The sequence below is a fragment of the Corynebacterium sanguinis genome (assembly GCF_007641235.1).
In the GTDB taxonomy this organism is placed as follows: Bacteria; Actinomycetota; Actinomycetes; order Mycobacteriales; family Mycobacteriaceae; genus Corynebacterium; species Corynebacterium sanguinis.
The window spans coordinates 1,975,737-2,000,481 of record NZ_CP038157.1 but is presented as its reverse complement, the minus strand read 5'-3'; the positions used below and the strand labels follow the sequence as shown (position 1 = coordinate 2,000,481).

19 protein-coding genes and 3 rRNA genes are annotated in these 24,745 nt (G+C 64.0%); all 22 read left to right on the top strand.

Annotated features, from left to right (window positions below; all coding sequences use genetic code 11):
* Positions 1-9 precede the first annotated feature (9 nt).
* The 22 genes from argB to E3227_RS09575 all read left to right on the top strand — a co-directional run bounded on the left by argB (position 10) and on the right by E3227_RS09575 (position 24,743).
* The gene (argB, locus tag E3227_RS09675; protein WP_136651824.1) at positions 10-951 is read left to right on the top strand and encodes an acetylglutamate kinase; all 942 of its coding nucleotides are present in this window, start codon (positions 10-12) and stop codon (positions 949-951) included.
* On the top strand, positions 948-2,129 hold the full coding sequence (locus E3227_RS09670) for an acetylornithine transaminase (protein WP_144318312.1): 1,182 nt from the start codon (positions 948-950) through the stop codon (positions 2,127-2,129). Before argB ends, E3227_RS09670 begins: the two co-directional genes overlap by 4 nt.
* Positions 2,129-3,067 carry an ornithine carbamoyltransferase gene (argF, locus tag E3227_RS09665; RefSeq protein WP_136651826.1) on the top strand — a complete coding sequence of 313 codons (939 nt, stop codon included), beginning with the start codon at positions 2,129-2,131 and terminating at the stop codon, positions 3,065-3,067. Before E3227_RS09670 ends, argF begins: the two co-directional genes overlap by 1 nt.
* On the top strand, positions 3,067-3,558 hold the full coding sequence (locus E3227_RS09660) for an arginine repressor (protein ID WP_144318311.1): 492 nt from the start codon (positions 3,067-3,069) through the stop codon (positions 3,556-3,558). Before argF ends, E3227_RS09660 begins: the two co-directional genes overlap by 1 nt.
* Before the next feature lie 79 nt (positions 3,559-3,637).
* The gene (locus tag E3227_RS09655) at positions 3,638-4,840 is read left to right on the top strand and encodes an argininosuccinate synthase (RefSeq protein ID WP_136651828.1); all 1,203 of its coding nucleotides are present in this window, start codon (positions 3,638-3,640) and stop codon (positions 4,838-4,840) included.
* 15 nt (positions 4,841-4,855) lie between these two features.
* Positions 4,856-6,292, top strand: coding sequence for an argininosuccinate lyase (gene argH / locus E3227_RS09650; RefSeq protein WP_144318310.1), 1,437 nt, complete (start codon positions 4,856-4,858; stop codon positions 6,290-6,292).
* A gap of 5 nt (positions 6,293-6,297) precedes the next feature.
* The gene (locus E3227_RS09645) at positions 6,298-6,483 is read left to right on the top strand and encodes a Trm112 family protein (protein WP_181730025.1); all 186 of its coding nucleotides are present in this window, start codon (positions 6,298-6,300) and stop codon (positions 6,481-6,483) included.
* A gap of 36 nt (positions 6,484-6,519) precedes the next feature.
* Complete coding sequence (gene tyrS, locus E3227_RS09640) at positions 6,520-7,791, top strand: tyrosine--tRNA ligase (protein ID WP_136651831.1); 1,272 nt, start codon at positions 6,520-6,522, stop codon at positions 7,789-7,791.
* A 591-nt stretch (positions 7,792-8,382) separates the two neighbouring features.
* A 16S ribosomal RNA gene (locus tag E3227_RS09635) occupies positions 8,383-9,903 on the top strand.
* A 478-nt stretch (positions 9,904-10,381) separates the two neighbouring features.
* A 23S ribosomal RNA gene (locus E3227_RS09630) occupies positions 10,382-13,470 on the top strand.
* A 128-nt stretch (positions 13,471-13,598) separates the two neighbouring features.
* A 5S ribosomal RNA gene (gene rrf, locus E3227_RS09625) occupies positions 13,599-13,716 on the top strand.
* Together the 16S, 23S and 5S rRNA genes form the textbook arrangement of a ribosomal RNA operon.
* A gap of 901 nt (positions 13,717-14,617) precedes the next feature.
* Positions 14,618-15,466: a tetratricopeptide repeat protein gene (locus tag E3227_RS09620; protein ID WP_181730160.1), complete on the top strand. Its 849-nt coding sequence runs from the start codon at positions 14,618-14,620 to the stop codon at positions 15,464-15,466.
* A gap of 10 nt (positions 15,467-15,476) precedes the next feature.
* Positions 15,477-16,460: an HAD-IIA family hydrolase gene (locus E3227_RS09615; protein WP_170228701.1), complete on the top strand. Its 984-nt coding sequence runs from the start codon at positions 15,477-15,479 to the stop codon at positions 16,458-16,460.
* On the top strand, positions 16,451-16,627 hold the full coding sequence (locus E3227_RS11480) for a hypothetical protein (protein WP_153257541.1): 177 nt from the start codon (positions 16,451-16,453) through the stop codon (positions 16,625-16,627). Before E3227_RS09615 ends, E3227_RS11480 begins: the two co-directional genes overlap by 10 nt.
* Positions 16,628-16,653: 26 nt before the next feature.
* Positions 16,654-17,475, top strand: a complete 822-nt coding sequence (locus E3227_RS09610; protein WP_144318309.1) for a TlyA family RNA methyltransferase — start codon at positions 16,654-16,656, stop codon at positions 17,473-17,475.
* A gap of 8 nt (positions 17,476-17,483) precedes the next feature.
* Positions 17,484-18,404 carry an NAD kinase gene (locus E3227_RS09605; protein ID WP_144318308.1) on the top strand — a complete coding sequence of 307 codons (921 nt, stop codon included), beginning with the start codon at positions 17,484-17,486 and terminating at the stop codon, positions 18,402-18,404.
* Between the two features lie 7 nt (positions 18,405-18,411).
* A complete protein-coding gene (gene recN / locus E3227_RS09600; RefSeq protein ID WP_144318307.1) occupies positions 18,412-20,142 on the top strand; it encodes a DNA repair protein RecN in 1,731 nt (576 codons plus the stop codon).
* Positions 20,143-20,185: 43 nt separating this feature from the next.
* Positions 20,186-21,400, top strand: a complete 1,215-nt coding sequence (steA, locus tag E3227_RS09595) for a putative cytokinetic ring protein SteA (RefSeq protein ID WP_375544072.1) — start codon at positions 20,186-20,188, stop codon at positions 21,398-21,400.
* On the top strand, positions 21,401-22,195 hold the full coding sequence (locus E3227_RS09590) for a copper transporter (RefSeq protein WP_144318305.1): 795 nt from the start codon (positions 21,401-21,403) through the stop codon (positions 22,193-22,195).
* A gap of 20 nt (positions 22,196-22,215) precedes the next feature.
* Entirely contained in the window at positions 22,216-22,860 is a 645-nt protein-coding gene (locus E3227_RS09585) for an NUDIX domain-containing protein (protein ID WP_144318304.1), read from the top strand.
* 11 nt (positions 22,861-22,871) lie between these two features.
* A complete protein-coding gene (gene xerD, locus E3227_RS09580) occupies positions 22,872-23,777 on the top strand; it encodes a site-specific tyrosine recombinase XerD (RefSeq protein ID WP_144318303.1) in 906 nt (301 codons plus the stop codon).
* 84 nt (positions 23,778-23,861) lie between these two features.
* Entirely contained in the window at positions 23,862-24,743 is an 882-nt protein-coding gene (locus E3227_RS09575; RefSeq protein WP_136648555.1) for a ParA family protein, read from the top strand.
* The last annotated feature ends 2 nt before the right edge of the window (positions 24,744-24,745 follow it).

Genomic DNA, 24,745 nt, shown 5'->3' with positions numbered 1-24,745 from the left:
GGCAACAACGTGTCACCTACCCGCAGCTTAAGCAACGCTGATCGCGCCTACGTCCTCGCCGAGGCGCTGCCGTGGCTTCAGCACTACCGCGACAAAATCGTGGTGGTCAAGTACGGCGGCAACGCCATGATCGACGAGTCGCTCAAGGCCGCATTCGCCGCCGACATGGTCTTTCTGCGCACCGTCGGCGCGAAGCCCGTGGTGGTCCACGGCGGCGGCCCGCAGATCTCCGCCATGCTGGCCCGGCTCGGGCTGGAAGGAGGCGACTTCGTTGGTGGCTTCCGCGTCACCACTCCGGAGATCCTCGACGTGGTCCGTATGGTGCTGTTCGGCCAGGTGGGGCGCGACCTGCTGGGCAAGATCAACTCCTACGGCCCCTATGCCGTGGGCACCTCCGGTGAGGACGCCGGCCTGTTCCGTGCCAAGAAGCGCTTCATCGAGCGCGACGGCGAGCAGCTCGACATCGGGCTGGTGGGCACGATTGTCGACGTCGACCCGTCCGCCGTGATGGACATCGTCGAGGCGGGTCGCATCCCGGTGGTCAGTGGCATCGCCCCGGGTGACGACGGAAACGTCTACAACATCAACGCCGACGAAGCTGCCGGCGAGCTGGCCGCCGCGATCGGCGCGGAGCGCCTGGTCGTGCTCACGAACGTCGAAGGCCTGTACACCGACTGGCCGAATAAGGACTCGCTGGTGTCCAAGCTCGAGCTGGGCGACTTGGAGGCGCTGATGCCCGGGCTCGACTCCGGGATGATCCCGAAGATGCAGGCGTGCATCACGGCGGTGCGCGGGGGAGTCAAGGCCGCCCACGTCATCGACGGGCGCATCGCGCACTCGGTGATTCTCGAGCTTCTGACCATGGGCGGGATCGGCACGATGGTCCTGCCGAACGACTACGACGCCGCTACCTACCCCGCGGGCACTGTTTTCAGGAAGGACGTGCAATGAGCGCGCTAGACAACTGGGGCGACGCCCTGATGAACAACTACGGCACGCCGCCGATTGAGCTCGCCTCCGGACGCGGCGCGGTCGTCACCGACGCCGCGGGCCGCAGCCACATTGACATGCTCGCCGGCATCGCCGTCAACGCGCTCGGCCACGCCCACCCAGCGGTGATCGACGCCGTCACCCGGCAAATCTCCAGCCTCGGCCACGTGTCCAACCTCTTCGCCTCCCAGCCCGTGGTGGAGCTCGGGCAGCGGTTGAAGGCCAAGCTTGACGACGACAGCGCGCGCGTCTTCTTCTGCAACTCGGGCGGAGAGGCAAACGAGGCAGCGTTCAAGCTTGCGCGCTTGACTGGCCGCCGCCGGGTGCTGGCCGCGCACAACGGTTTCCACGGCCGCACGATGGGCTCGCTGGCGCTCACGGGCCAGCCGGCGAAACGCGCGCCCTTCGAGCCGCTGCCCGCCGGCGTGGAGTTGTACCCCTACGGCGACATCGACTACCTGCGCACGCTCGTGGAGATGGACCCGGCGAACACCGCCGCGATCTTTCTAGAACCGGTGCAGGGCGAGACGGGGGTTATTCCCGCGCCCGAAGGCTTCCTCGAAGGCGTGCGAGAGCTATGCGACGACCACGGCATCCTCATGGTTACCGATGAGGTACAGACCGGTGTCGGCCGCACGGGCACGTTCTTCGCCTTCGAGCACGCCTGCGTGGTTCCCGACGTGATCACCATGGCCAAGGGCCTGGGCGGGGGACTGCCCATCGGCGCCACCATCGCCCGCAGCCGCGCCGCGGCGCTGTTTCAACCAGGCTCGCACGGCACGACGTTCGGCGGAAACCCGGTGGCCTGCGCCGCCGCGCTGGCTGTTCTAGACGTCGTGGACGACGCCTTCATCGCCGATGTGGCGCGCAAGGGAGCGCTTCTGCGCGAGCTGGTGTCCGACGTCGACGGCGTGGAATCCGTGCGCGGGCGGGGGCTGATGCTCGGCGTCGTGCTGGAGCGCGAGATCGCGAAGGAGACGGTCGCCGCCGGATTTGAGCACGGCGTGATCCTCAACGCGCCGTCGTCAAGCGTGCTGCGCCTGACCCCGCCACTGGTGATCACTGACGACGAGATCCGCGAGGCCACCAGCCGCATCGCGGCCTCGATCGCCGCCGCTACCGAAGGAGACACACACTGATGACCCGACACTTCCTCGCCGACGACGACCTCACGCCCGCCGAGCAGGCGGAGGTGCTGGCACTCGCCGCGCAGCTCAAGCGCGAACCTCTATCGCGGCGCCCGCTCGAGGGCCCGCTTTCGGTGGCCGTGCTGTTTGACAAGACGTCGACACGCACGCGCTTCTCCTTCGATGCGGGCATCGCGCAGCTTGGCGGGCACGCCATTGTCACCGAGACGGGCAGCTCGCAGATGGGCAAGGGCGAGACCTACCAGGACACCGCCGCTGTGCTGTCGCGCTACGTCGAGGCGATCGTGTGGCGGACTTACGCCCACTCCAACCTGCTCGCGATGGCAGAGACGGCGACGGTTCCCATCGTCAACGCGCTATCCGACGACCTGCACCCGTGCCAGATCCTGGCCGATCTCCAAACCTGCATTGAAAACCTCTGCCCGGACGAGGGCGCGGCGGGCCTGCGCGGCAAGAAGGCCGTCTACCTCGGCGATGGCGACAACAACATGGCCAATTCCTACATGATTGGTTTCGCCACCGCCGGCATGGACATCGCGATTGTTGGGCCCGAAGGGTTCCTGCCGCGCCAGGAGTTCATCGACCGGGCGCAGACTCGCGCCGCCGAAACCGGGGCGACGGTGAGCATTACCTCGGATCTAGAGGCCGTCGCTGGGGCGGATGTCGTGATCACGGACACGTGGGTGTCCATGGGAATGGAAAACGACGGCAAGGACCGCCGTACCCCGTTCCTGCCGTACCAGGTCACCCAAGACGTGATGGATCGGGCGGGCGAGGGCGCGATCTTCCTGCACTGCCTGCCCGCGTACCGCGGCAACGAGGTCACGGCGGGGGTCATCGATGGTCCCGCCTCCCGCGTGTTCGACGAAGCAGAAAACCGGCTTCACGCGCAGAAAGCCCTGCTGGTGTGGTTGCTGGAGAACCAGTAATGGCGATACCGGTATCACGCACCGCGCGCCAGGCCAGGATCATGGAGATCCTCGGCACGGCCCGCGTGTTCTCGCAGGTGCAGCTCTCGGAGCTGCTCAACGACGAAGGCATCGATATCACCCAGGCCACTCTGTCTCGCGACCTCGACGAGCTCGGCGCCCGAAAGATCCGGCCCTCCGACGGTGGTAGAGCGTTCTACGTGGTCAGCTCGCTTCACGACGCGATGGGTGACACCGTCACCGGCCCGCGCGAGAAGCTGCGGCGGATGATCGAAGAGCTCGTCGTCTCCGTCGACCACTCCGGCCCGATGGCCGTGCTGCGCACCCCGCCGGGGGCCGCGCAGTATCTGGCCAGCTACATCGACCGCGTCGGCCTCGAACAGGTCGCCGGCAGCATCGCGGGAGACGACACGATCTTCGTTCTCGCCCGCGAACCTGCGGCCGGCAAAGACCTCGCAGAGATGCTCTTTATCCCCGGCGGAGCCATCTAGGCTCCCGCCGCGCCGCCCGTGTCTGGGCGGCGGGTAACCTAAACAAAAAGCTTTAACTATCACAAGGAGATTTCAGCTCATGACTAACCGCGTTGTGCTCGCATACTCGGGCGGCCTCGATACCTCGGTCGCCATCCCGTACCTCGGTGAGATGATCGGCGGCGAGGTCATCGCCGTTGCCCTCGATCTCGGACAGGGCGGCGAGGACATGGAATCCGTGCGCCAGCGCGCGTTGGACTGTGGCGCGGCTGAGTCGATCGTGATTGACGCCAAAGATGAGTTCGCCGACGAGTACTGCCTGCCGACGATCAAGGCCAACGGCCTGTACATGAACGAGTACCCGCTGGTTTCCGCAATCTCGCGGCCGCTGATTGTGAAGCACCTCGTCGAGGCCGCGCAGCAGCACGGCGGCACCCACGTCGCCCACGGCTGCACCGGCAAGGGCAACGACCAGGTTCGCTTCGAGGTCGGCTTCCTCAACCAGGACCCGGACCTGGAGATCGTTGCACCCGCGCGCGACTACGCCTGGACCCGCGACAAGGCGATTGAGTACGCCGAGGCCAAGGACCTGCCGATCGAGCAGTCCGCGGCGTCGCCGTTCTCCATCGACCAGAACGTGTGGGGCCGCGCGGTGGAAACCGGCTTCCTCGAGGACCTGTGGAACCCGCCGACCAAGGACCTCTACGCCTACACCGAGGACCCGGCGATCGGTAACGCCCCTGACGAGGTCATCATCTCCTTTGAGTCCGGCAAGCCCGTGGCCATCGACGGCCGCCAGGTCACCGTGCTCGAGGCCATCGAGGAGCTCAACCGCCGCGCCGGCGCCCAGGGCATCGGCCGCCTCGACATGGTCGAGGACCGCCTCGTGGGCATCAAGTCCCGCGAGGTCTACGAGGCGCCGGGCGCGCTGACGCTGATCACCGCCCACAAGGCGCTTGAGGACGTCACCGTCGAGCGCGAGCTCGCGCGCTACAAGCGGCTTATCGACGCCCGCTGGTCCGAGGAGGTCTACGACGGCCTGTGGTTCGGCCCGCTGAAGCGCTCCCTGGACGCGTTTATCGAGTCCACCCAGGAGCACGTCACCGGCGATATCCGCATGGTGCTCAGCTCCGGCACGGCAACGGTCAACGGGCGACGCTCCAACCACTCGCTCTACGATTTCAACCTGGCCACCTACGACACCGGAGACACCTTCGACCAGACCCTGGCCAAGGGCTTCGTCCGCCTGCACGGGCTGTCCTCGCAGATCGCCAACAAGCGCGACCGCGAAGCCGGGAAGTAGGGGAAGCGCGCGTTGATGCAGCAGCACAAGACCAACGAGGGTGCCCTCTGGGGAGGCCGGTTCTCCGGCGGCCCGTCGGATGCGATGTTTGCGCTTTCCGTGTCCACTCAGTTCGACTGGGTGCTCGCCCCCTACGACGTTCTCGCATCGAAAGCGCACGCCAAGGTGCTCCACCGCGCAGGCCTGCTGTCCGATCGCGACTTGGGCACGATGCTCGACGGTCTCGACGATCTCGGCCGCGACGTGGCCAACGGTTCGTTCGGGCCGCTGCCGACGGATGAGGATGTCCACGGCGCGATGGAGCGCGGCTTGATTGACCGCGTCGGGCCCGAGGTGGGCGGCCGCCTGCGCGCTGGACGCTCACGCAACGACCAGGTCGCGGCGATGTTCCGGATGTGGTGCCGCGACGCGGTTCGCGACATAGCGCTCGAGATCGTAGACCTGATCAACGCGCTGAGTGACCAGGCAGCGGCTCACCCCGATGCCATCATGCCGGGCAAGACCCACTTCCAGGCGGCGCAGCCGATCCTGCTCGCGCACTCGCTGCTGGCTCACGCACAGCCCCTGCTGCGCGACCTAGAGCGCATCCGCGACCTGGACAAGCGCCTAGCTATCTCGCCCTACGGCTCGGGTGCTCTGGCGGGGTCCTCGCTCGCTCTGGATCCGGAGGCCGTTGCCAAGGAGCTTGGTTTCGCTGACGCGTGTGACAACTCGCTGGACGGGACGTCGTCACGCGATTTCGCCGCGGAGACCGCGTTCGTCTTGGCTCAGATCGCCGTTGACATCTCGCGCCTGTCGGAGGAGATCATCGCGTGGTCGACCCCGGAGTTTGGTTACGTCACGCTTGACGACGCCTGGTCCACCGGATCCTCCATCATGCCTCAGAAGAAAAACCCCGACGTCGCCGAGCTCGCGCGCGGCAAGTCCGGTCGCCTCATTGGCAACCTCGCCGGATTGATGGCGACGCTCAAGGCGATGCCGCTCGCGTACAACCGTGACCTGCAGGAAGACAAGGAGCCGGTGATCGACTCCGTGGCCCAGCTTCGGCTGCTATTGCCCGCGCTGACCGGGCTGGTGTCCACCCTGACCTTCCACGAGGAGCGGATGCGCGAGCTAGCGCCTGCCGGCTACACCCTCGCCACCGACCTGGCGGAGTGGATGGTGCGCCAGGGCGTGCCGTTCCGCGAGGCGCACGAGGCTTCCGGAGCGTGCGTTCGCCTTGCCGAGTCCAGGGGAGTGGGCCTCGATGAGCTGACGGATCAGGAGCTTGCGAGCGTCGACACGCGGCTTAAGCCCGAGGTCCGCGAGGTGCTGACCATCGACGGGGCGGTTGCCTCGCGCAGCACCCGCGGGGGAACAGCGAGGCCACGGGTGGAGGAGCAGCGGCAGCGAGTCGTCGACGCCGCGCGCGACCACCGCCAGTGGGCCCAGGCCCCAGTGCGCGACTTTTAAGTAGGATGACGGCCATGAGTCTCGATCCCAAGCTTCTCGACGTCCTCGCGTGCCCGCAGGACAAGGGGCCACTCGTCTACAAGGACGCCGAGCAGCTGCTCGTCAACGAGCGTCTGGGGGTTGCCTATCGCATTGACGACGGCATCCCGGTCCTGCTTATCGACGAAGCCCAAACGTACCCGGCCCGCTAAGCGCGGCCGCAGTCTAGAAGGATCCCCCAAAACTCCATGTCAACGCATACGGACATCATCGCCGAACTCGAGTGGCGAGGGCTGATCAACCAGTCCACCGACTTGGACAACCTCCGCGAGGAGACGCGCAACCCGATCACGCTGTACTGCGGGTTCGACCCGACCGGGCCGTCGCTGCATGCGGGGCACCTCGTCCCGCTGCTCATGCTGCGCCGTTTCCAGATGGCGGGCCACCGGCCGATCGTCCTCGCCGGGGGAGCAACGGGCAAGATCGGCGACCCGCGCGACGTGGGCGAGCGCTCCATGAACTCGGATGACACTGTCGCCGATTGGGCGCAGCGCATCTCGGGGCAGCTGTCGCGCTTTGTCGATTTCGACGGCGATAACGGCGCGATGCTGGTCAACAACAATGACTGGACGGCCGACATGAGCGTGATCACGTTCCTACGCGACGTGGGCAAGCACTTCTCCCTATCGACCATGCTCAGCCGCGACACGGTAAAGCGGCGCCTGGAAAACGACGGCATTTCCTACACCGAATTCTCCTACATGCTCCTGCAGGCGAACGACTTCGTTCAACTGCGTCGCAACCACGACTGTGTTCTGCAGATCGGCGGCGGGGATCAGTGGGGGAACTTGGTCGGCGGTGTCGACCTCAACCGTCGGATGGACGGCGCGCAGGTGCACGCCCTGACGGTTCCACTGGTGACGGACTCCGAAGGCAAGAAGTTTGGAAAGTCCACAGGCGGCGGTTCGCTCTGGCTCGATCCCGAGATGACCTCGCCGTACACCTGGTACCAGTACTTCGTGAACACGGCCGACGCCGACGTCATCCGCTACCTGCGGTGGTTCACCTTCCTCGACAAGGAAGAGCTTTCGCGCCTGGAGACCGAGGTTGCGGAGCGCCCGTTCAAGCGCGAGGCGCAGATCCGCCTGGCTCAAGAGATGACCGACCTCGTCCACGGACCGGAGGCGACGCGTGGAGCCGAGCTCGCGGCCCAGGCCCTGTTCGGGCGCGCTGACCTCCGCGAGCTTGACGAGCGAACCCTTGCATCGGCCGTCTCAGAGACGCAGGTGTACGAAACGCCCGCCGATGCCGGGGAAACAATCGTTGACCTGCTTGTTGGGGCGGGCCTCGCTGACTCCAAGGGAGCGGCGCGCCGCTCGATTAAGGAGGGTGGCGTGTACGCAAACAACGAACGCGTGGAGTCCGAGGACTTCGTCCCGGCGAGTGAGGACTTCCTCCACGGGCGCTGGCTTGTGCTGCGGCGAGGCAAGAAGAACTTCGCCGGGGTTAAGCGCGGCTAGCGTCGCTCGCTCTTAACCCCTTTGTGCTGGGGATTTGTGTTGTGTGGGGTGGGGTGGTTATGGTGTTGTTCCGCTGCTTGTTGAGGTTGCTTTTGGGTTAACTTCTGGTGGTGGGTGAATTTCATAGCTGTTTGACTTTGTGTTGGGTGGTTGTGTAGATTCATTTTTCCGCGGTTGTTGTTGTGACTGCGGGTGTGTTGTGTGAGAACTCGATAGTGTGCCAATGTACTTTTTTGTTTTTGTTTGTGGTTTGTTGTGGTGTGCATTGTGGCGTGCCTGGCCTGCACTGTGGTGTGGGTGGGTGTGTGCTGGTGGTGGTGTCGTGAACCTTTGATGGCGATGTCACCCTGTGGCGCATGTTTTGTGTCATGGTGTGCGGTTTGATCGTAATGAATCGCGGGTGTGGCCCTGTTTGGTGCGTGGGTTGTGTGGTTTTCCTCGTCGGATGCGCATGGTCTGTGTTGGGGTTGCACGGTAAATATTTTTTGAATTGAAGGTTTTGCCAGTACTGCCTCGCGGGTTTTTCTTGTGGGGTGGTGTGGTTTGTTTTTGTTGGGTTTGGGCTTTTCACGAGTTCTGAATTTCTTCTTTTTTGTGGAGAGTTTGATCCTGGCTCAGGATGAACGCTGGCGGCGTGCTTAACACATGCAAGTCGAACGGAAAGGCCACAGCTTGCTGTGGTACTCGAGTGGCGAACGGGTGAGTAACACGTGGGTGATCTGCCCTGTACTTCGGGATAAGCTTGGGAAACTGGGTCTAATACCGGATAGGAATCACATGTGGGTGTGTGGTTGGAAAGCTTTTGCGGTATGGGATGAGCTCGCGGCCTATCAGCTTGTTGGTGGGGTAATGGCCTACCAAGGCGTCGACGGGTAGCCGGCCTGAGAGGGTGTACGGCCACATTGGGACTGAGATACGGCCCAGACTCCTACGGGAGGCAGCAGTGGGGAATATTGCACAATGGGCGCAAGCCTGATGCAGCGACGCCGCGTGGGGGATGACGGCCTTCGGGTTGTAAACTCCTTTCGTCAGGGACGAAGCGAAAGTGACGGTACCTGGATAAGAAGCACCGGCTAACTACGTGCCAGCAGCCGCGGTAATACGTAGGGTGCGAGCGTTGTCCGGAATTACTGGGCGTAAAGAGCTCGTAGGTGGTTTGTCGCGTCGTTTGTGTAAGTCCACGGCTTAACTGTGGGATGGCAGGCGATACGGGCATAACTTGAGTGCTGTAGGGGAGACTGGAATTCCTGGTGTAGCGGTGAAATGCGCAGATATCAGGAGGAACACCGATGGCGAAGGCAGGTCTCTGGGCAGTAACTGACGCTGAGGAGCGAAAGCATGGGTAGCGAACAGGATTAGATACCCTGGTAGTCCATGCCGTAAACGGTGGGCGCTAGGTGTGAGTCCCTTCCACGGGGTTCGTGCCGTAGCTAACGCATTAAGCGCCCCGCCTGGGGAGTACGGCCGCAAGGCTAAAACTCAAAGGAATTGACGGGGGCCCGCACAAGCGGCGGAGCATGTGGATTAATTCGATGCAACGCGAAGAACCTTACCTGGGCTTGACATACACCAGATCGGCGCAGAGATGCGTTTTCCCTTGTGGTTGGTGTACAGGTGGTGCATGGTTGTCGTCAGCTCGTGTCGTGAGATGTTGGGTTAAGTCCCGCAACGAGCGCAACCCTTGTCTTATGTTGCCAGCACGTGATGGTGGGGACTCATGAGAGACTGCCGGGGTTAACTCGGAGGAAGGTGGGGATGACGTCAAATCATCATGCCCCTTATGTCCAGGGCTTCACACATGCTACAATGGTCGGTACAACGCGTGTGCGACACTGTGAGGTGAAGCTAATCGCTCTAAAGCCGGTCGTAGTTCGGATTGGGGTCTGCAACTCGACCCCATGAAGTCGGAGTCGCTAGTAATCGCAGATCAGCAACGCTGCGGTGAATACGTTCCCGGGCCTTGTACACACCGCCCGTCACGTCATGAAAGTTGGTAACACCCGAAGCCAGTGGCCTAAACCTGTTAGGGAGCTGTCGAAGGTGGGATCGGCGATTGGGACGAAGTCGTAACAAGGTAGCCGTACCGGAAGGTGCGGCTGGATCACCTCCTTTCTAAGGAGCTTATATTTTTTACACACCACACTTATTCTGACTGTGTTGGGGTGTGTGGTGTGGTGGTTGAGGTGCCGAGTGTGTGCCTGCCACCTGTTTTTTAATTGAAATGTCCAGTTGTGGAGACACCCGCTACTGGCACGTGGGGTGCTACTTCGATGGTGGGCCTGTGATGCGTGTTGGTGGTGTGTGGGTGCGCCACGTGTTGGTGTGCACTGAATGTGATGAACCGTGTGAAGCAAACAAAAACGCGTACGGCTGGCACCTACTCTGCTGTTTTTTGTGGTGGTTGGGTGTGGTTGTGTGGGAAGTTGTTGGCATGCTGTTGGGTGTCTGGGGCAGCACGTGTGTTGTTTCCTTGTGATCCTGGTGTCTCTTGCTTGTGTGCGTGTGTGCACGGGTGGGGGGGTTGGGGTGTGGTGTGTGAGAACTGTATAGTGGACGCGAGCATCTTTATTTTTTGTGTGTGTGTTTTGTAGTGTTTTTTATCAAGGGCGTACGGTGGATGCCTTGGCATGCTGAGCCGATGAAGGACGTGTGAGGCTGCGTTATGCCTCGGGGAGTTGCCAACTAAGCGTTGATCCGAGGATGTCCGAATGGGGAAACCCAGCACCAGTTGTGTGGTGTTACCCGCAGGTGAATTCATAGCTTGTGTGGGGGTGTACGCGGGGAAGTGAAACATCTCAGTACCCGCAGGAGAGGAAAATAATAATGATTCTGCTAGTAGCGGCGAGCGAACGTGGATGAGGCTAAACCATGTGCGTGTGATACCTGGCAGGGGTTGCGTGTGTGGGGTTGTGGGATGTGATTGTTACCAGGGCTGTCGACTTGGTGCGTGTGTGTTGTGTGTTAGCGGAAGTCACTTGGGATGGTGCGCCGTAGTGGGTGAGAGCCCCTGTACGTGAAAACATGCAATGTGTGCGTTGATTGTGTCCCGAGTAGCAGCGGGCTCGTGGAATCTGCTGTGAATCTGCCGGGACCACCCGGTAAGCCTAAATACTCAGTGTGACCGATAGTGAATAGTACCGTGAGGGAATGGTGAAAAGTACCCCGGGAGGGGAGTGAAATAGTTCCTGAAACCGTGCGCTTACAATCCGTCAGAGCACCTCGTGTGTGTGATGGCGTGCCTTTTGAAGAATGAGCCTGCGAGTCAGCGGCATGTCGCGAGGTTAACCCGTTGTGTGGGGTAGCCGTAGCGAAAGCGAATCCTAATAAGGGTGTGTTAGTGGCATGTCCTGGACCCGAAGCGGGGTGATCTACCCATGGCCAGTGTGAAGCAGCTGTAAGAGGTTGTGGAGGCGCGAACCCACTTAGGTTGAAAACTGAGGGGATGAGTTGTGGGTAGGGGTGAAAGGCCAATCAAACTCCGTGATAGCTGGTTCTCCCCGAAATGCATTTAGGTGCAGCGTTGTAGTAACTTGCCGGAGGTAGAGCTACTGGTTGGTTGAGCGGGACTATCATCTTAGCAATGTCAGCCAAACTCCGAATGCCGGTTTAAGTGTTCTATGGCAGTGAGACTGTGGGGGATAAGCTTCATAGTCGAGAGGGAAACAGCCCAGATCGCCGGTTAAGGCCCCTAAGGGTGTACTAAGTGGAAAAGGATGTGGGATCGCGAAGACAGCCAGGAGGTTGGCTTAGAAGCAGCCATCCTTGAAAGAGTGCGTAATAGCTCACTGGTCGAGTGGTTCTGCGCCGACAATTCAGTGGGGCTCAAGTACACCGCCGAAGCCGCGGCACACTATTTTTGTGTGGGTAGGGGAGCGTCGTGTATGGGGTGAAGCAATACTGTAAGGGGTTGTGGACTGTACACGAGTGAGAATGCAGGCATGAGTAACGAGTGATAAGTGAGAATCTTATCCGCCGGATGACTAAGGGTTCCTGGGTCAAGTTCGTCTTCCCAGGGTGAGTCGGGTCCTAAGGCGAGGCCGACAGGCGTAGTCGATGGTTAACGGGTTGATATTCCCGTACCCGTGTATATGCGCCCAAGGGTGAATCGGTGATACTAACCACCCTGACCGCACCATATGATGATCCCTTCGGGGGTTGGTCGGTGGTGTGTGATGCGTGGGGCCTGAACCGTAGTAGCCCAGTGATGGGGTGACGCAGTGAGGTAGCCTAGCCACTTATTGGATTGTGGTGTAAGCGTGTGGCACGACGATGAGTGAAATGCTTGTTGTCACAAAGTGTGAGGCGTGATGCGTAGCCCCTTAAGGGGTGATGTAGGTGATCCTGTACTGCCGAGAAAAGCCTCTAGCGAGTGTGTACACGGCCCGTACCCGAAACCGACACAGGTAGTCAGGTAGAGAATACTAAGGCGGTCGGGTGAACTGTGGTTAAGGAACTCGGCAAAATACCCCCGTAACTTCGGGAGAAGGGGGACCTCTACCGGTGCGCAGCTTTTACGGTTGTTGTGCTGGTGGGGGTCGCAGAGAATAGAGGGGAGCGACTGTTTATCAAAAACACAGGTCCGTGCGAAGACGTGATGTTGATGTATACGGACTGACGCCTGCCCGGTGCTGGAAGGTTAAGAGGACCTGTTAGAGCCCTTGTGGTTCGAAGCGGAGAATTTAAGCCCCAGTAAACGGCGGTGGTAACTATAACCATCCTAAGGTAGCGAAATTCCTTGTCGGGTAAGTTCCGACCTGCACGAATGGCGTAACGACTCCCCTGCTGTCTCAACCACAGGCCCGGTGAAATTGCAGTACGAGTAAAGATGCTCGTTTCGCGCGGCAGGACGAAAAGACCCCGGGACCTTCACTATAGCTTGGTATTGGTGTTCGGTGCGGTTTGTGTAGGATAGGTGGGAGACTGTGAAGCCGTCACGCTAGTGGTGGTGGAGTCGTTGTTGAAATACCACTCTGACCGTAGTGGATACCTTAACCTTGGCCCATGATCTGGGTTGGGGACAGTGCCTGGTGGGTAGTTTAACTGGGGCGGTTGCCTCCCAAAGAGTAACGGAGGCGCCCAAAGGTTCCCTCAGCCTGGTTGGCAATCAGGTGTAAGAGTGTAAGTGCACAAGGGAGCTTGACTGTGAGACGTACATGTCGAGCAGGGACGAAAGTCGGGACTAGTGATCCGGCACCAACGTGTGGAAGTGGTGTCGCTCAACGGATAAAAGGTACCCCGGGGATAACAGGCTGATCTTCCCCAAGAGTCCATATCGACGGGATGGTTTGGCACCTCGATGTCGGCTCGTCGCATCCTGGGGCTGGAGTAGGTCCCAAGGGTTGGGCTGTTCGCCCATTAAAGCGGCACGCGAGCTGGGTTCAGAACGTCGTGAGACAGTTCGGTCTCTATCCGCCGCGCGCGTTGAAACTTGAAGAAGGCTGTCCCTAGTACGAGAGGACCGGGACGGACGTACCTCTGGTGTGCCAGTTGTTCCGCCAGGAGCACGGCTGGTTGGCTACGTACGGAAGGGATAACCGCTGAAAGCATCTAAGCGGGAAGCCTGTTTTAAGATGAGGTTTCTTTTGAGGTTCCCCACAGACTATGGGGTTGATAGGCCAGATCTAGAAGACGGGCAACCGTTGAAGGTGACTGGTACTAATACACCAACAAAAAACACAAACACCACACCAAAAGTGTGTGTGCGACGCGTCCACTATGCAGTATCTGACACACCACACCCCCCACCACCGTTAACAGCACGGTGGCAGTGTCACAACAGCAATAAAATATGTGTACCCCACGATTGTGTCGGTGGTTGATGGCGGCGGGGAAACGCCCGGACCCATTCCGAACCCGGAAGCTAAGCCCGCCCGCGCTGATGGTACTGCCCCCGGGAGGGGGTGGGAGAGTAAGTTACCGCCGACCCAACAACTTAACAACAACAATCGCACCCCCCAACCACAGGAAGCAAGCCCCCAACAAAGGGCAACAACCCGGTGGTCGGGGGGTGCGTTCTGCTTTTGCCCACTACACATGGGTTGCCTGATTGGTTCCTACAGCAAACTACGCCACCGCAGAGTCAGGATGGCGCTCTAATCCGCACCGCGGACTCCGCCACGGCAGAGCCGAGGCGGTTGGAGTTAGCTAGATCGTGGACCCTGCCACGGCAGAGTGAGATGATGCTCGAACCAACGCATCGCTCGATCCACGAGCGCTCCACCCCCGGCCACTCCGCATTGCGGACTCCACCGACTCCGCCACGGCAGAGTCGAGGCGGCTCTGAACCGGCCGGCCCAATCAATCGAGGAGCACCCTGCCTAGCTGAATCCGCATGGCGGACTCCACCGATTCCGCCAACGCAGTGTCAGGATGGCGCTCTGGTCCGCATCGCGGACTCCGCCACGGCAGAGTCCAGCCGGTTGGAGTTAGCCAGATCGCGGACTCCGCCACGGCAGAGTCGAACCGCCGCTAAGCTAGCCGGCCCAGTAAATCCAGAGAGGCCCTCCTTGCTGAGTCCACTGGCGGGCTCCACCCACTCTGCCACGGCAGAGTTGGGAACGGGTCCATCGAGATCGCGCGGTAAAGCCAGCACGGCGGGCTCCACCAACTCCGCTACGGCAGTGTCGAACCGCCTTTGGGCTGGCCCGCCGGCAGCGAATTTTTCGACCGCGATCACCGAGTCCGCACTGCGAACTCCACCAACTCCGCCACGGCAGAGTCCGCAACAGACCGATCCAACCCCCATCGAGCTCCCAATGGCGCATCGCGTTAAAGTCCAGCAACGTGCACAGCCTATAATGGGCGCTACGTTTAGGAAGGGCATTAAATGGCAGACAATGTAGGTTCGCACTCTCGTGACGACCGCGGTCGCTCGGGCAGCGGTCGAGGCCGCGATTCGCAGCGAGGCCAGCGCGGCCAGGGCGGCCACCGCGGCCGCGACGATCGTCGCGAGCGCAGGGATAGCTTCAACCCGCAGCGCCAAGGTTTCCGCGAAGACCGGATGAACCAGAAGCTCTCTGAGCCCGATCTTCCCGACGATATCGACGTCCGCGACCTCGACCGCTCCGTTCTGCAGGACCTGCGCGTGCTGTCCAAAGACAACGCCGATCGCGTGGCCAAGCACATGATCATGGCTACGACGTTGCTTGCCGACGACCCACACGCGGCGCTTCGTCACGCGCGCGCCGCGAAGAACCGCGCTGGTCGCGTGGGTGTCGTGCGTGAGACCAACGGCATCGTCGCGTACCACGCCGGTGAGTGGAAGGAGGCGCTGGCGGAGCTGCGTGCCGCGCGCCGTATTTCGGGTGGCCCCGGCCTGCTCGCGGTGATGGCTGACGCCGAGCGCGGTCTCGGCCGGCCGGAGAAGGCGCTCGAGATCGGGCGTGGCCCAGAGGCGAGTGAGCTAGACCCCGCCGGCAAGATCGAGCTAGGGATCGTTCTGGCTGGCGCCCGCCACGACTTGGGCCAGCATGAGGCTGCTTTGGCCACTTTGCAGCGCCTGAACCCCTCGCTTGACTCCCGCGACCCCGAGTCCGCGCGCCTCGCCTACGCGTATGCTGACGCGCTGCTCGCGCTTGGTCGCGACGCCGAGGCCAAGAAGTGGTTCGAGCACGTCGCAGAGATTGACCAGGACGAAATGACGGATGCCGCGGCCCGTGTCGAGGAGCTTAGCTAGGGTGAGCTCTATGACTTTGAGCTCGCTTTTCGATGCCCTCCTGCTCGACCTCGATGGCACCGTGTGGGCCGGTGAGCTGGCGCTGCCGGGATCCGTTGAGTCAATCGTCGCATCGCAACTGCCCGCGCTGTACATCACCAACAACGCCTCGCGCGGCCCGGCCGACGTCGCAGCGAAGTTGCGTGCGGCGGGGCTGGATGCGAGCCCGGAGGACGTCGTCACGTCCGCCCAGGCCGCGGTGTCGCTGGTGAGTCAGAATCTCAACGCCGGCGACCCTATCCTCGTGGTGGGCGCGCCATCGTTCAAGGACTTGGTACGTGAGGCGGGTTTCCGTGTCGTCGAGTCCGCCGACGAGAAGCCCGTGGCGGTATTGCAGGGCCACAACCCGGAAACCGGGTGGGCGCAGCTGTCGGAGGCGGCGCTCGCCATCGCCAACGGTGCGCGGTACGTGGTGTCGAATCTCGATACGACGCTGCCGTCGGAGCGCGGTTTGCTCGTCGGCAACGGCTCGATGGTCGCGGCGGTCACCTCCGCCACGGGCGTTGTCCCCACCTCGGCCGGTAAGCCTGAACCGGCCATGTTCCTGCAAGCAGCGCAGCGTGCCGGGGCGAAGCGGCCCTTGGCGGTCGGCGACAGGCTGGATACGGACATCGCTGGGGCGGTCGCTGCCGGTATTCCCGCGCTGCACGTCCTCACCGGCGTCTCCGGGCCGTTGGCGCTGCTTGAGGCGCCGAGGGAGTTTCGCCCCACCTTTATCGCGGATGGCATGGCGGCCCTAGGGCACGAGCCGGAGAGCTTGCGTCCGCGCGCGCAAGGCGGATTCTCGGCGCGCGTCGACGGCCACGACATCATCCTCAGCCGCGGAAACCCGGGCGCGACCAGCACCGAGGCGCTGCGCACGGTTCTTGAAGTCGCGTGGCTCATGGAGGAGCCGCCGGCCCTCGTGCGCCCCAACTCGGACGCCGCCGAGGAGGCGACCGCGCAATGGTGGTAAACCAAGGTCCGATCCCGCGCGACCCACGCGGTGTGCACACAAGCCCCGAGGAGGTCTCCCAACGCATCGCGGAGATTCTCGACGAGCCCGCGGACACACTCGCTGAGGAAGCCGACCAGCTGCACAGGGCTCATGCTGTGCTCAACCACGCGCTCAACGCCGAATAGCTAGCTTGTAAAAGGAGGCCGCTGCTATGGCTCCAGGACGCAGACGACTCGACGCCGAGATCGTTCGGCGCAAACTTGCGCGCTCGCGTGAGCAGGCCCAGAACTGGATCAAGCAGGGCCGCGTCGAGGTTGGGGGGTTCGTTGCCACGAAGCCGGCCACGGTGGTGGAGCCGGAGGCGTCCATCAAGATCAACGTCGAGGACGCCGACGAGTGGGCCTCGCGCGGGGCGCACAAGCTGCTGGGGGCGCTGGATGTGTTTGAGGCGCGTGGGTTGAGCGTCGAGAAGCGGCGTGCGCTTGACGCTGGCGCATCGACAGGCGGGTTCACCGACGTGCTGCTGGCGAAGGGTGCGCGCGAGGTCGTGGCGGTGGATGTGGGCTACGGGCAGCTCGTGTGGCGGCTGCAAAACGACCCTCGGGTGCGCGTGCTCGACCGGACAAACATACGGCATCTGACTCCCGAGATGATGGGTGGGCAGGCCGACCTGATGGTGGGCGATCTGAGCTTCATTTCGCTGACGCTTGTGCTGCCCGCCATCGCGGAGTGCATGGCGCCCGGGGCGGACTTGTTGCCCATGGTCAAGCCGCAGTTCGAGGTGGGCAAAGAGCGCCTCGGCAGCGGCGGAGTGGTGCGCTCGCCGCAGCTACGCGCCGAGGTGACCGCGCACGTGGCGCAGTTTGCCCAGTCGCTGGGGCTGAGCGTGCGCGACGTGGTTGCCTCGCCGCTGCCCGGTCCGAGCGGCAACGTAGAATATTTCCTATGGCTCGTCAAGGATGCGCACGCATCCATGCTTGACGACGCCTCACTGAACGCACTGGTGGCACGCGCCGTCGAGGAAGGACCTTAAGTAAGACTATGACCGGTATCATCGAGCGCACGATCCTGCTTGTCCCGCACACTTACCGCGCGGGCAACATCTACGCCGCCGCTCGTGCCGCCGAGCTTCTGTCCCAGGCCGGCATCGAGGTGCGTTTGCTCGACCAGGGCCGAATGGGCCCCGTTGACGAGGAGCCGGCCTTGCAGAAGCTTGACCGCGCCGAGGACGGCCCCGAAGCCGCCGCCGGTTGCGAGCTGGTGCTGGTACTCGGCGGCGACGGCACCTTCCTGCGCGCCGCAAACTACGCCCACGAGCAGGACGTTCCCGTGCTGGGAATCAACCTGGGCCACGTCGGGTTCCTCGCGGAATGGGAGCAGGAAAGCCTTGACGAGGCGATCGGTTGCGTGATCGACCGGACGTATCGCATCGAGGACCGTATGACCATCGACGTCGTCGTCACCGATACGGAAAACAACGAGATTGGCAAGGGCTGGGCGCTCAACGAGGCCAGCATCGAGAACGTCAACCGCACCCGGGTGATGGACGCCATCTTGGAGGTGGACTACCGCCCAGTGTCGTCCTTTGGCTGCGACGGCGTGCTCATCTCCACCCCGACGGGCTCGACCGCCTACGCGTTCGCCGCCGGCGGTCCCGTGCTCTGGCCCGAGGTCGAGGCGCTGCTCGTCGTGCCCAACAACGCGCACGCCCTGTTTACCAAGCCGCTGGTTGTCTCCCCGCGTTCCATGGTGGCGGTCGAGTCGGAGTCGAGCACTGGCGAGGCGAACGTCGTGCTCGACGGGTTCCGCACCATCGAGATGCCACCCGGGTCGCGCGTCGAGGCTGTCCGAGGGCGCCGCCCTGTGCGCTGGGTACGGCTCGACGAGCATCCCTTCACCGACCGTCTCGTGCACAAATTCCAGCTGCCGGTGTCCGGCTGGCGCGGACCGCTGAAGAAGTAGGAGCTCCATGCTCGCAGAAATCACGATCACCAACCTGGGGGTCATCCCGCGAGCCACCGCGGAGCTTTCCGCCGGATTGACCGTGCTCACAGGCGAGACCGGCGCGGGCAAAACAATGGTGGTCAGCGGGTTGCGCCTGCTCACCGGCCGGCGCGCCGAGGCGTCGCTGGTGCGCACGGGCACTGACCAGGCCGTCATCGAGGGTGCGTTTAGCGTCGGCGGGCTCGATGCCGCGCAGGCGGGTGCCGCTGCCGCCGTGGCGGAGGGAGCTGGCGCCGAAGCCGACGAGAACGGCGAATATATCGTCTCGCGCTCGGTGAAGGCGACGGGAAGGTCGAAAGCGCACATCAGCGGGCGCACGGTCCCGGCCGCCACCCTCGGTGAGTTCACGGGGCACCTTCTGACCATCCACGGCCAAAACGACCAACTTCGACTCATGTCGCCGGACCAGCAGCTCGCAGCCCTCGACCGCTTCGACCCCGCGATCGGCGCCAAGCTCGACGCCTACCGCGCGGCGTGGTCGGCCTGGCGCGAGGCGGACAAGGATTTAAGGGACCGCACGGAGAAGCGCCGCGAGCTCGCCCAGGAGGTCGACCAGCTCACGTTCGCGCTCGCGGAGATCGACGAGGTCGCCCCCACAGAGGGCGAAGACACCGACCTGGTCACGGCGATCAACCGGCTCCAGGATGTCGACGCGCTGCGCGACGCCGCCCGGGCCGCGCTGGCCGCGATCGACGGCGCCGAGGCCGCCGGGGGTTATTCCTCAGGCGACGACGCGGCCGCTTCCACGCTGGTGGGCGTGGCGGCCGACGCGTTGGCGTCGTCAAGCGATGCCTCGCTCAAAGAACTCGGATCCCGCCTCGGCGAGGTGGCCGCGGTGCTTTCCGACGTCTCCGCCGAGCTCGGCAGCTTCGTCGCGGACTTGCCTGACGACGTCGACGAGCTCGAGCGGATGCTGCAGCGCCAGCAGGAGCTCAAGACGCTCACCCGCAAGTACGCGCCCGACATCGCCGGGGTGCTTGCGTGGCGCAAGAAGGCCGCCAAGCGACTGAGCAAAATCGACACCTCGGCCGAGGCCGTCGAGGAGCTGCGATCCAAAGTCTCCGCCCTGAAGCAGGACATGGCAGCCCGCGCGGCGACGCTGACGAAGGCGCGGGTGGCGGCGGCGAAGGAACTGGGGGAGAAGGTCACCGCCGAGCTGCAGGGCCTGGCGATGCCCAAGGCGCGCCTGATCGTCGCGGTGAGCGGGAGCGACTTTAGCCGCGACGGCGCTGATGCGGTGGAGCTGAAGCTGGCGCCGAACTCCGCGCTTGAGCCCCAGCCGCTGGCAACGAGCGCCTCCGGTGGTGAGCTCTCGCGCGTGATGCTTGCCCTCGAGGTGATCCTAAGCGGCTCGACGAGCGGCGCGACGCTGGTGTTTGACGAGGTCGACGCGGGCGTGGGCGGGCGCGCAGCGGTGCAGATTGGGCGCCGCCTGGCGCGGTTGGCGACCAACAACCAGGTCATCGTGGTCACGCACTTACCGCAGGTCGCGGCGTACGCGGACACCCACCTGCACGTGGCGAAGAACGTCGGCGACGACACGGTGACCTCCGGAGTTGCTGAGCTGAGCGGCGACGACCGCGTCGAGGAGCTGGCGCGCATGCTCGCCGGCATGGACGACTCCGCGACCGGCAGGGCGCACGCCGCGGAGCTTCTGCAGCGCGCCGCCGAGGATGTGGCAAAGATGCGGGGCTAAAACCCCGCGCGCCTCGAACAAATCTGCAGGTTGAGCGTGCATAATGTCGCGCATGACTGTCAATGCTTCCAATTCGGGCGCCACGGATCTCACCGGGCTGACCGGGCGCATCCGCGATTGCACGCCGCAGGGCAAGGGCCTGGGAAAGCTCGCCGCCGGCGACATCGCCGTCGTTGACTCGCCCGACATGACGCGTCGCGAGGCCGAGCTGCTTGCCGACGCCAAACCCGCCGCCGTGGTCAACCTCGCGAGCTTCTCCACCGGCTCGATTCCCAACTACGGCCCCCACGTGTTGCTTGACGCCGGAGTTCCGCTCGTCGAGGGCGCCGGCGCGGAGGCGCGTTCGGTGCTGCGCAGCGGCAAGAAGGCCACGATTTGGGCCGACGGCGCGATCTACGTGGGCAAGAAGCTCGCCGGCAACGGCGTGTTTGTCGATCGCGGCAGCGTGGATGCGAACTTCGCCGCCGCGCAACGCAGCCTCGTGGACAACATGGAGGCCTACTTCGGCAACACCATCCAGTTCATCCACTCGGAATCGCCGCTGCTTATCGACGGCGTCGGGGTGCCCGAGCTGGGAGAAGCGATGGCGGGGCGCAAGGTGCTCGTCGTTTCCCCGCTGACCGATGCCGGTGCTGAGCTGCGGACCCGGGTTGAGAACCTGCGCAACTTTATCCGCGAATACTCCCCGGTGATCATCGGTGTCGGCCCCGCAGCCGACACGCTGGTGGACATGGGCTACAACCCCGACTTCATCGTCGGCGACCCAGTGGACATCTCCGCGGAGAGCCTGCGCGGCCATGCGCGCGTGATCCTGCCCGCTGACCCCGATGGGCACGCGGTGGGCCTAGAGCGCATCCAGGACCTGGGCGTCGGAGCGATGACGTTCCCGGCGGCTACGAACTCGCCGACCGATCTGGCGATCCTGCTGGCCACCTTCCACAATGCCGAGATGATTGTCACCGTCGGCGACCCGGTCGACCTTGACCGTATCTTTGCCAACCCGGCGGACGCCTCCCCGGCGGCCCTGCTCACGCGGCTGAAAGCCGGGGGGCGCCTGGTCGATTCGACCGCCATCGAAAACCTCTACCGCACGACCTCCGGCTCCGGCGTGGCCTGGGCGTGGGCGATCCTTGGGATCCTGGTGGCGCTGGCTGCGGTGATCCTCATCGTCGGCCTCGGCGGGCCGGGGGAGTTTACGGAGAACCTGGTCGACACGTGGAACCAGATCGCGCTGCGCGTGCAGGGGTGGTTTAGCTAAATGAGGCAGAACACAGGTGCACCGGGTTTCGTTGCCGCGGGGCTCGGCTGGGGACTTGCGGCGGGTCTCGCTCTGGGAGTGCTTCTCATCGCGCCAGCGATGGGGGCGTTGCAGGGGGCGTCGACAAGCGAGGCGCAAAGCCGGGACCCACAGGAGCAGTCCGCTGAGGCCGAGGCGGCCGCCGCGAACGAGGTGCTGGCGGCCAAGGCCGAGGAGATGGTCGAGGGCGAGCTCGAGGGCAACGCGATCGTAATGATTCGCGCCGCGGGTGTTGACGACGACAGCGCGGACAAGCAGCGCTGGCTGCTCAACACCGCGGGTGCCGACAACGCCGGCACGATCACGCTGACGGAGAAGTTCACCTCCCAGGACGCGGCAAACGAGCTAAGCACCATCATCTCCAGTACCCTGCCCGCCGGCGCGCAGCTGTCCGTGGACAACCGCTCGCCCGGCGTTCATGCAGGTGAGGCGCTGGCCGCGGGGCTCGGGGAGGCGAGCGCGACTGATCGCGAGTTCCTGCTTGAGACGCTGGCGCAGGCGGGTTTTCTCACTTACGACGACTCCGTCACCGTGGCCGACGCCGCCGTGCTGCTGACGGGGCCCACCGCGCAGGATTCCCCCTACGCCGACCGGCTGCTCGCTGACATGGCGCAGGCCTTCAACGCCGCCGGGGGCACGCTCGTCGTCGCGGGCGAGGGCACCGCCGCGAGCGAGGGCGCGCCGCGCGTCGACTACGCCGACACCGAGGCTGGCCGCGTCAACACCGTGTTCACCCTGCGCGACGAGCTGCCGTAGGGCAACTACAGTTGACAGACATGCCGCACAACTTCACCGTGACCCATTCCGAGCTGCTTGTCGACGCCCCCATCCTCGCCCTGCGCCGCGACACCGTGACCATGCCGGGCGGAGGCGATGCGAAGCGCGAGATCGTCGAGCACCTCGGCGCCGTGGCGGTCGTCGCGCTCGATGAGGGCAACCGCATTGCCCTGGTGACGCAGTACCGCCACTCGGTGAAGCGTCGCCTGCAGGAGTTGCCCGCGGGGATTTTGGATGTGGCGGGGGAGTCCGAGCTCGACTGCGCGAAGCGCGAGCTCTACGAAGAGGCCGGGCTTGAGGCATCCGACTGGAGCGTGCTGGTGGACCTCGTGACCTCGCCGGGGTTCGCGGAGGAGGCGGTGCGCGTTTTCTGTGCGCGCGATCTGACCGTGGTGGATCGCCCGGACGCCGAGGATGAGGAGGCCGACATGACGCTCGAGTGGGTAGCGCTCGATGAGGCCCGGTCGCGGGTTTTCGCCGGCGAGATCACCAACGCCATTGCGGTCGCCGGGGTGTTGGCGGCAGCGGCAGTTGCGGACGGGGTGGCGTCGCCACGCAGCACCGCCGAGCCCTTCGACCTGCGACCGACCTCGATGGCCGAGCGTCGCAAGGCGAATGGCAGCGACTTGAAGAAGCCGTCGTAGGGGCCGCCTGCATGAACCTGCGCCAGGTGGCCACGATGTGGTTAAACCACCTCGCGGTGGAGCGCGGGGTGTCCGCCAACACCCTGAGCAACTACCGCCGCGACGTCGAGCGCTACCTCGCCTGGCTCGAGGCAGCGGGCATCCGCCAGCTTGACGACGTCACCACCAACCACATCGAGGCATACGTCGCTGACCTGCGCCGCGGTGTCGGGGACGCGAAGCCGCTGTCGGCGTCTTCGGCGAGCAGGGCGCTCGTGGTGGCGCGGGGGCTGCACAAGTTCGCCGCCGCCGAGGGGCTCATCCACGCCGACGTCGCGTCTGCCGTCGCGCCGCCGCGGGCGGGGGAGAAGCTGCCCGACACGCTGAGCATCGACGAGGTCGCGCGGCTTCTCGACGCCTGCCCCACGCGCACCCCCTTCGAGCTGCGCGACAAAGCGCTGGTGGAGGTGCTCTACGCCACCGGGGCACGCGTCTCCGAGGTCCTGGGCTTAGTTGTTGACGACATGGCCTCCGGCGCGGACGTGCTCACGGTCACCGGCAAGGGCGACAAGCAGCGGTTGGTTCCGCTGGGCTCGCACGCGCGCGAGGCGGTGGATGCCTACCTGGTGCGGGGGCGGCCGGCGCTGGCGACGGGGGCGACGCACGCACTGTTTCTCAACCGGCGCGGAACAGCGCTATCTAGGCAAAGCGCGTGGGGGATTATCAAAGACGCGGCCGAGCGGGCGGGGCTGGCCAAGGACATCTCCCCGCACACCCTGCGCCACTCCTTTGCCACGCATCTGCTCGAGGGAGGAGCCGACGTGCGCACCGTCCAGGAGCTGCTCGGCCACGCCTCCGTGACCACGACACAGATTTACACACACGTCACCGCGGACAACCTACGCGAGGTGTGGCGCATGGCTCATCCCCGCGCGTGAAAGATGCGTACAGCCGAAATGACAGTGTTGTAAGCTTGACGTCGAGCAAGATCCAACATGCGCGCACAAGGGGAAGGAATGGCGATGACCAGCGAGTCGTTGTTCGAGCCAGATCAAGCTGGTGAGGAGAAAGTCGGCCTCACCGGCCGGCCCTTGCGCGAGTTTGCCCAGCCTAAGCAGCTCGACCGCCACGGCCCGGCGAAGGTGATCTCCATGGTCAACCAGAAGGGCGGGGTGGGCAAGACCACGTCCACCATCAACCTCGGGGCGTGCCTGGCGGAGCAGGGCCGTAAAGTCCTGCTCGTTGACTTGGACCCCCAGGGCGCGCTTTCGGCCGGGTTGGGCGTGCCGCATGACGAGGAGCAGATCACCGTTTACGACCTGCTGTTCGACAACACGGCGAGCATCCACGCCGCGATCAAGCACTCCAACGTCGCCGGGCTCGACCTCGTGCCGGCTAACATCGACCTGTCCGCCGCCGAGATCCAGTTGGTTAACGAGGTAGGCCGGGAACACACCCTGGCCCGGGCGCTTCGCCCGGTGCGCGGGGAGTACGACATCATTCTGCTGGACTGCGGCCCGTCGCTGGGCCTGCTCACGGTCAACGCGCTCGCCGCCTCGCACGGGGTGATCATCCCCATGGAGTGCGAGTACTTCTCCCTGCGCGGGCTCGCACTGCTGACGGACACGGTGGAAAAGGTGCGCGACCGCATCAACTTCGACCTCGAGATCGTGGGCATCCTGGTCACCATGTTTGACCGCCGCACCTCCCACGCGCGCGAGGTGATGGACCGGGTGCTTGAGGTCTTCGGCGACACGGTCTTCGACACCGTGATCACCCGCACCGTGCGCTTTCCGGAGACCTCCGTCGCCGGCGAGCCGATTATCACGTGGGCCCCGCGCTCGCAGGGCGCCGAGCAGTACCGCAACCTCGCGCTCGAGGTGCTCGAGCGCACGGACAACTAGCC

What these genes read in the sequence shown, in the direction of transcription:
- E3227_RS09670 (WP_144318312.1), top strand. Translation starts at nt 948, where the DNA reads ATGAGCGCGCTAGACAACTGGGGCGACGCCCTGATGAACAACTACGGC.
- argF (WP_136651826.1), top strand. Translation starts at nt 2,129, where the DNA reads ATGACCCGACACTTCCTCGCCGACGACGACCTCACGCCCGCCGAGCAG.
- E3227_RS09660 (WP_144318311.1), top strand. Translation starts at nt 3,067, where the DNA reads ATGGCGATACCGGTATCACGCACCGCGCGCCAGGCCAGGATCATGGAG.
- E3227_RS09655 (WP_136651828.1), top strand. Translation starts at nt 3,638, where the DNA reads ATGACTAACCGCGTTGTGCTCGCATACTCGGGCGGCCTCGATACCTCG.
- argH (WP_144318310.1), top strand. Translation starts at nt 4,856, where the DNA reads ATGCAGCAGCACAAGACCAACGAGGGTGCCCTCTGGGGAGGCCGGTTC.
- E3227_RS09645 (WP_181730025.1), top strand. Translation starts at nt 6,298, where the DNA reads ATGACGGCCATGAGTCTCGATCCCAAGCTTCTCGACGTCCTCGCGTGC.
- tyrS (WP_136651831.1), top strand. Translation starts at nt 6,520, where the DNA reads ATGTCAACGCATACGGACATCATCGCCGAACTCGAGTGGCGAGGGCTG.
- E3227_RS09620 (WP_181730160.1), top strand. Translation starts at nt 14,618, where the DNA reads ATGGCAGACAATGTAGGTTCGCACTCTCGTGACGACCGCGGTCGCTCG.
- E3227_RS09615 (WP_170228701.1), top strand. Translation starts at nt 15,477, where the DNA reads ATGACTTTGAGCTCGCTTTTCGATGCCCTCCTGCTCGACCTCGATGGC.
- E3227_RS11480 (WP_153257541.1), top strand. Translation starts at nt 16,451, where the DNA reads ATGGTGGTAAACCAAGGTCCGATCCCGCGCGACCCACGCGGTGTGCAC.
- E3227_RS09610 (WP_144318309.1), top strand. Translation starts at nt 16,654, where the DNA reads ATGGCTCCAGGACGCAGACGACTCGACGCCGAGATCGTTCGGCGCAAA.
- E3227_RS09605 (WP_144318308.1), top strand. Translation starts at nt 17,484, where the DNA reads ATGACCGGTATCATCGAGCGCACGATCCTGCTTGTCCCGCACACTTAC.
- recN (WP_144318307.1), top strand. Translation starts at nt 18,412, where the DNA reads ATGCTCGCAGAAATCACGATCACCAACCTGGGGGTCATCCCGCGAGCC.
- steA (WP_375544072.1), top strand. Translation starts at nt 20,186, where the DNA reads ATGTCGCGCATGACTGTCAATGCTTCCAATTCGGGCGCCACGGATCTC.
- E3227_RS09590 (WP_144318305.1), top strand. Translation starts at nt 21,401, where the DNA reads ATGAGGCAGAACACAGGTGCACCGGGTTTCGTTGCCGCGGGGCTCGGC.
- E3227_RS09585 (WP_144318304.1), top strand. Translation starts at nt 22,216, where the DNA reads ATGCCGCACAACTTCACCGTGACCCATTCCGAGCTGCTTGTCGACGCC.
- xerD (WP_144318303.1), top strand. Translation starts at nt 22,872, where the DNA reads ATGAACCTGCGCCAGGTGGCCACGATGTGGTTAAACCACCTCGCGGTG.
- E3227_RS09575 (WP_136648555.1), top strand. Translation starts at nt 23,862, where the DNA reads ATGACCAGCGAGTCGTTGTTCGAGCCAGATCAAGCTGGTGAGGAGAAA.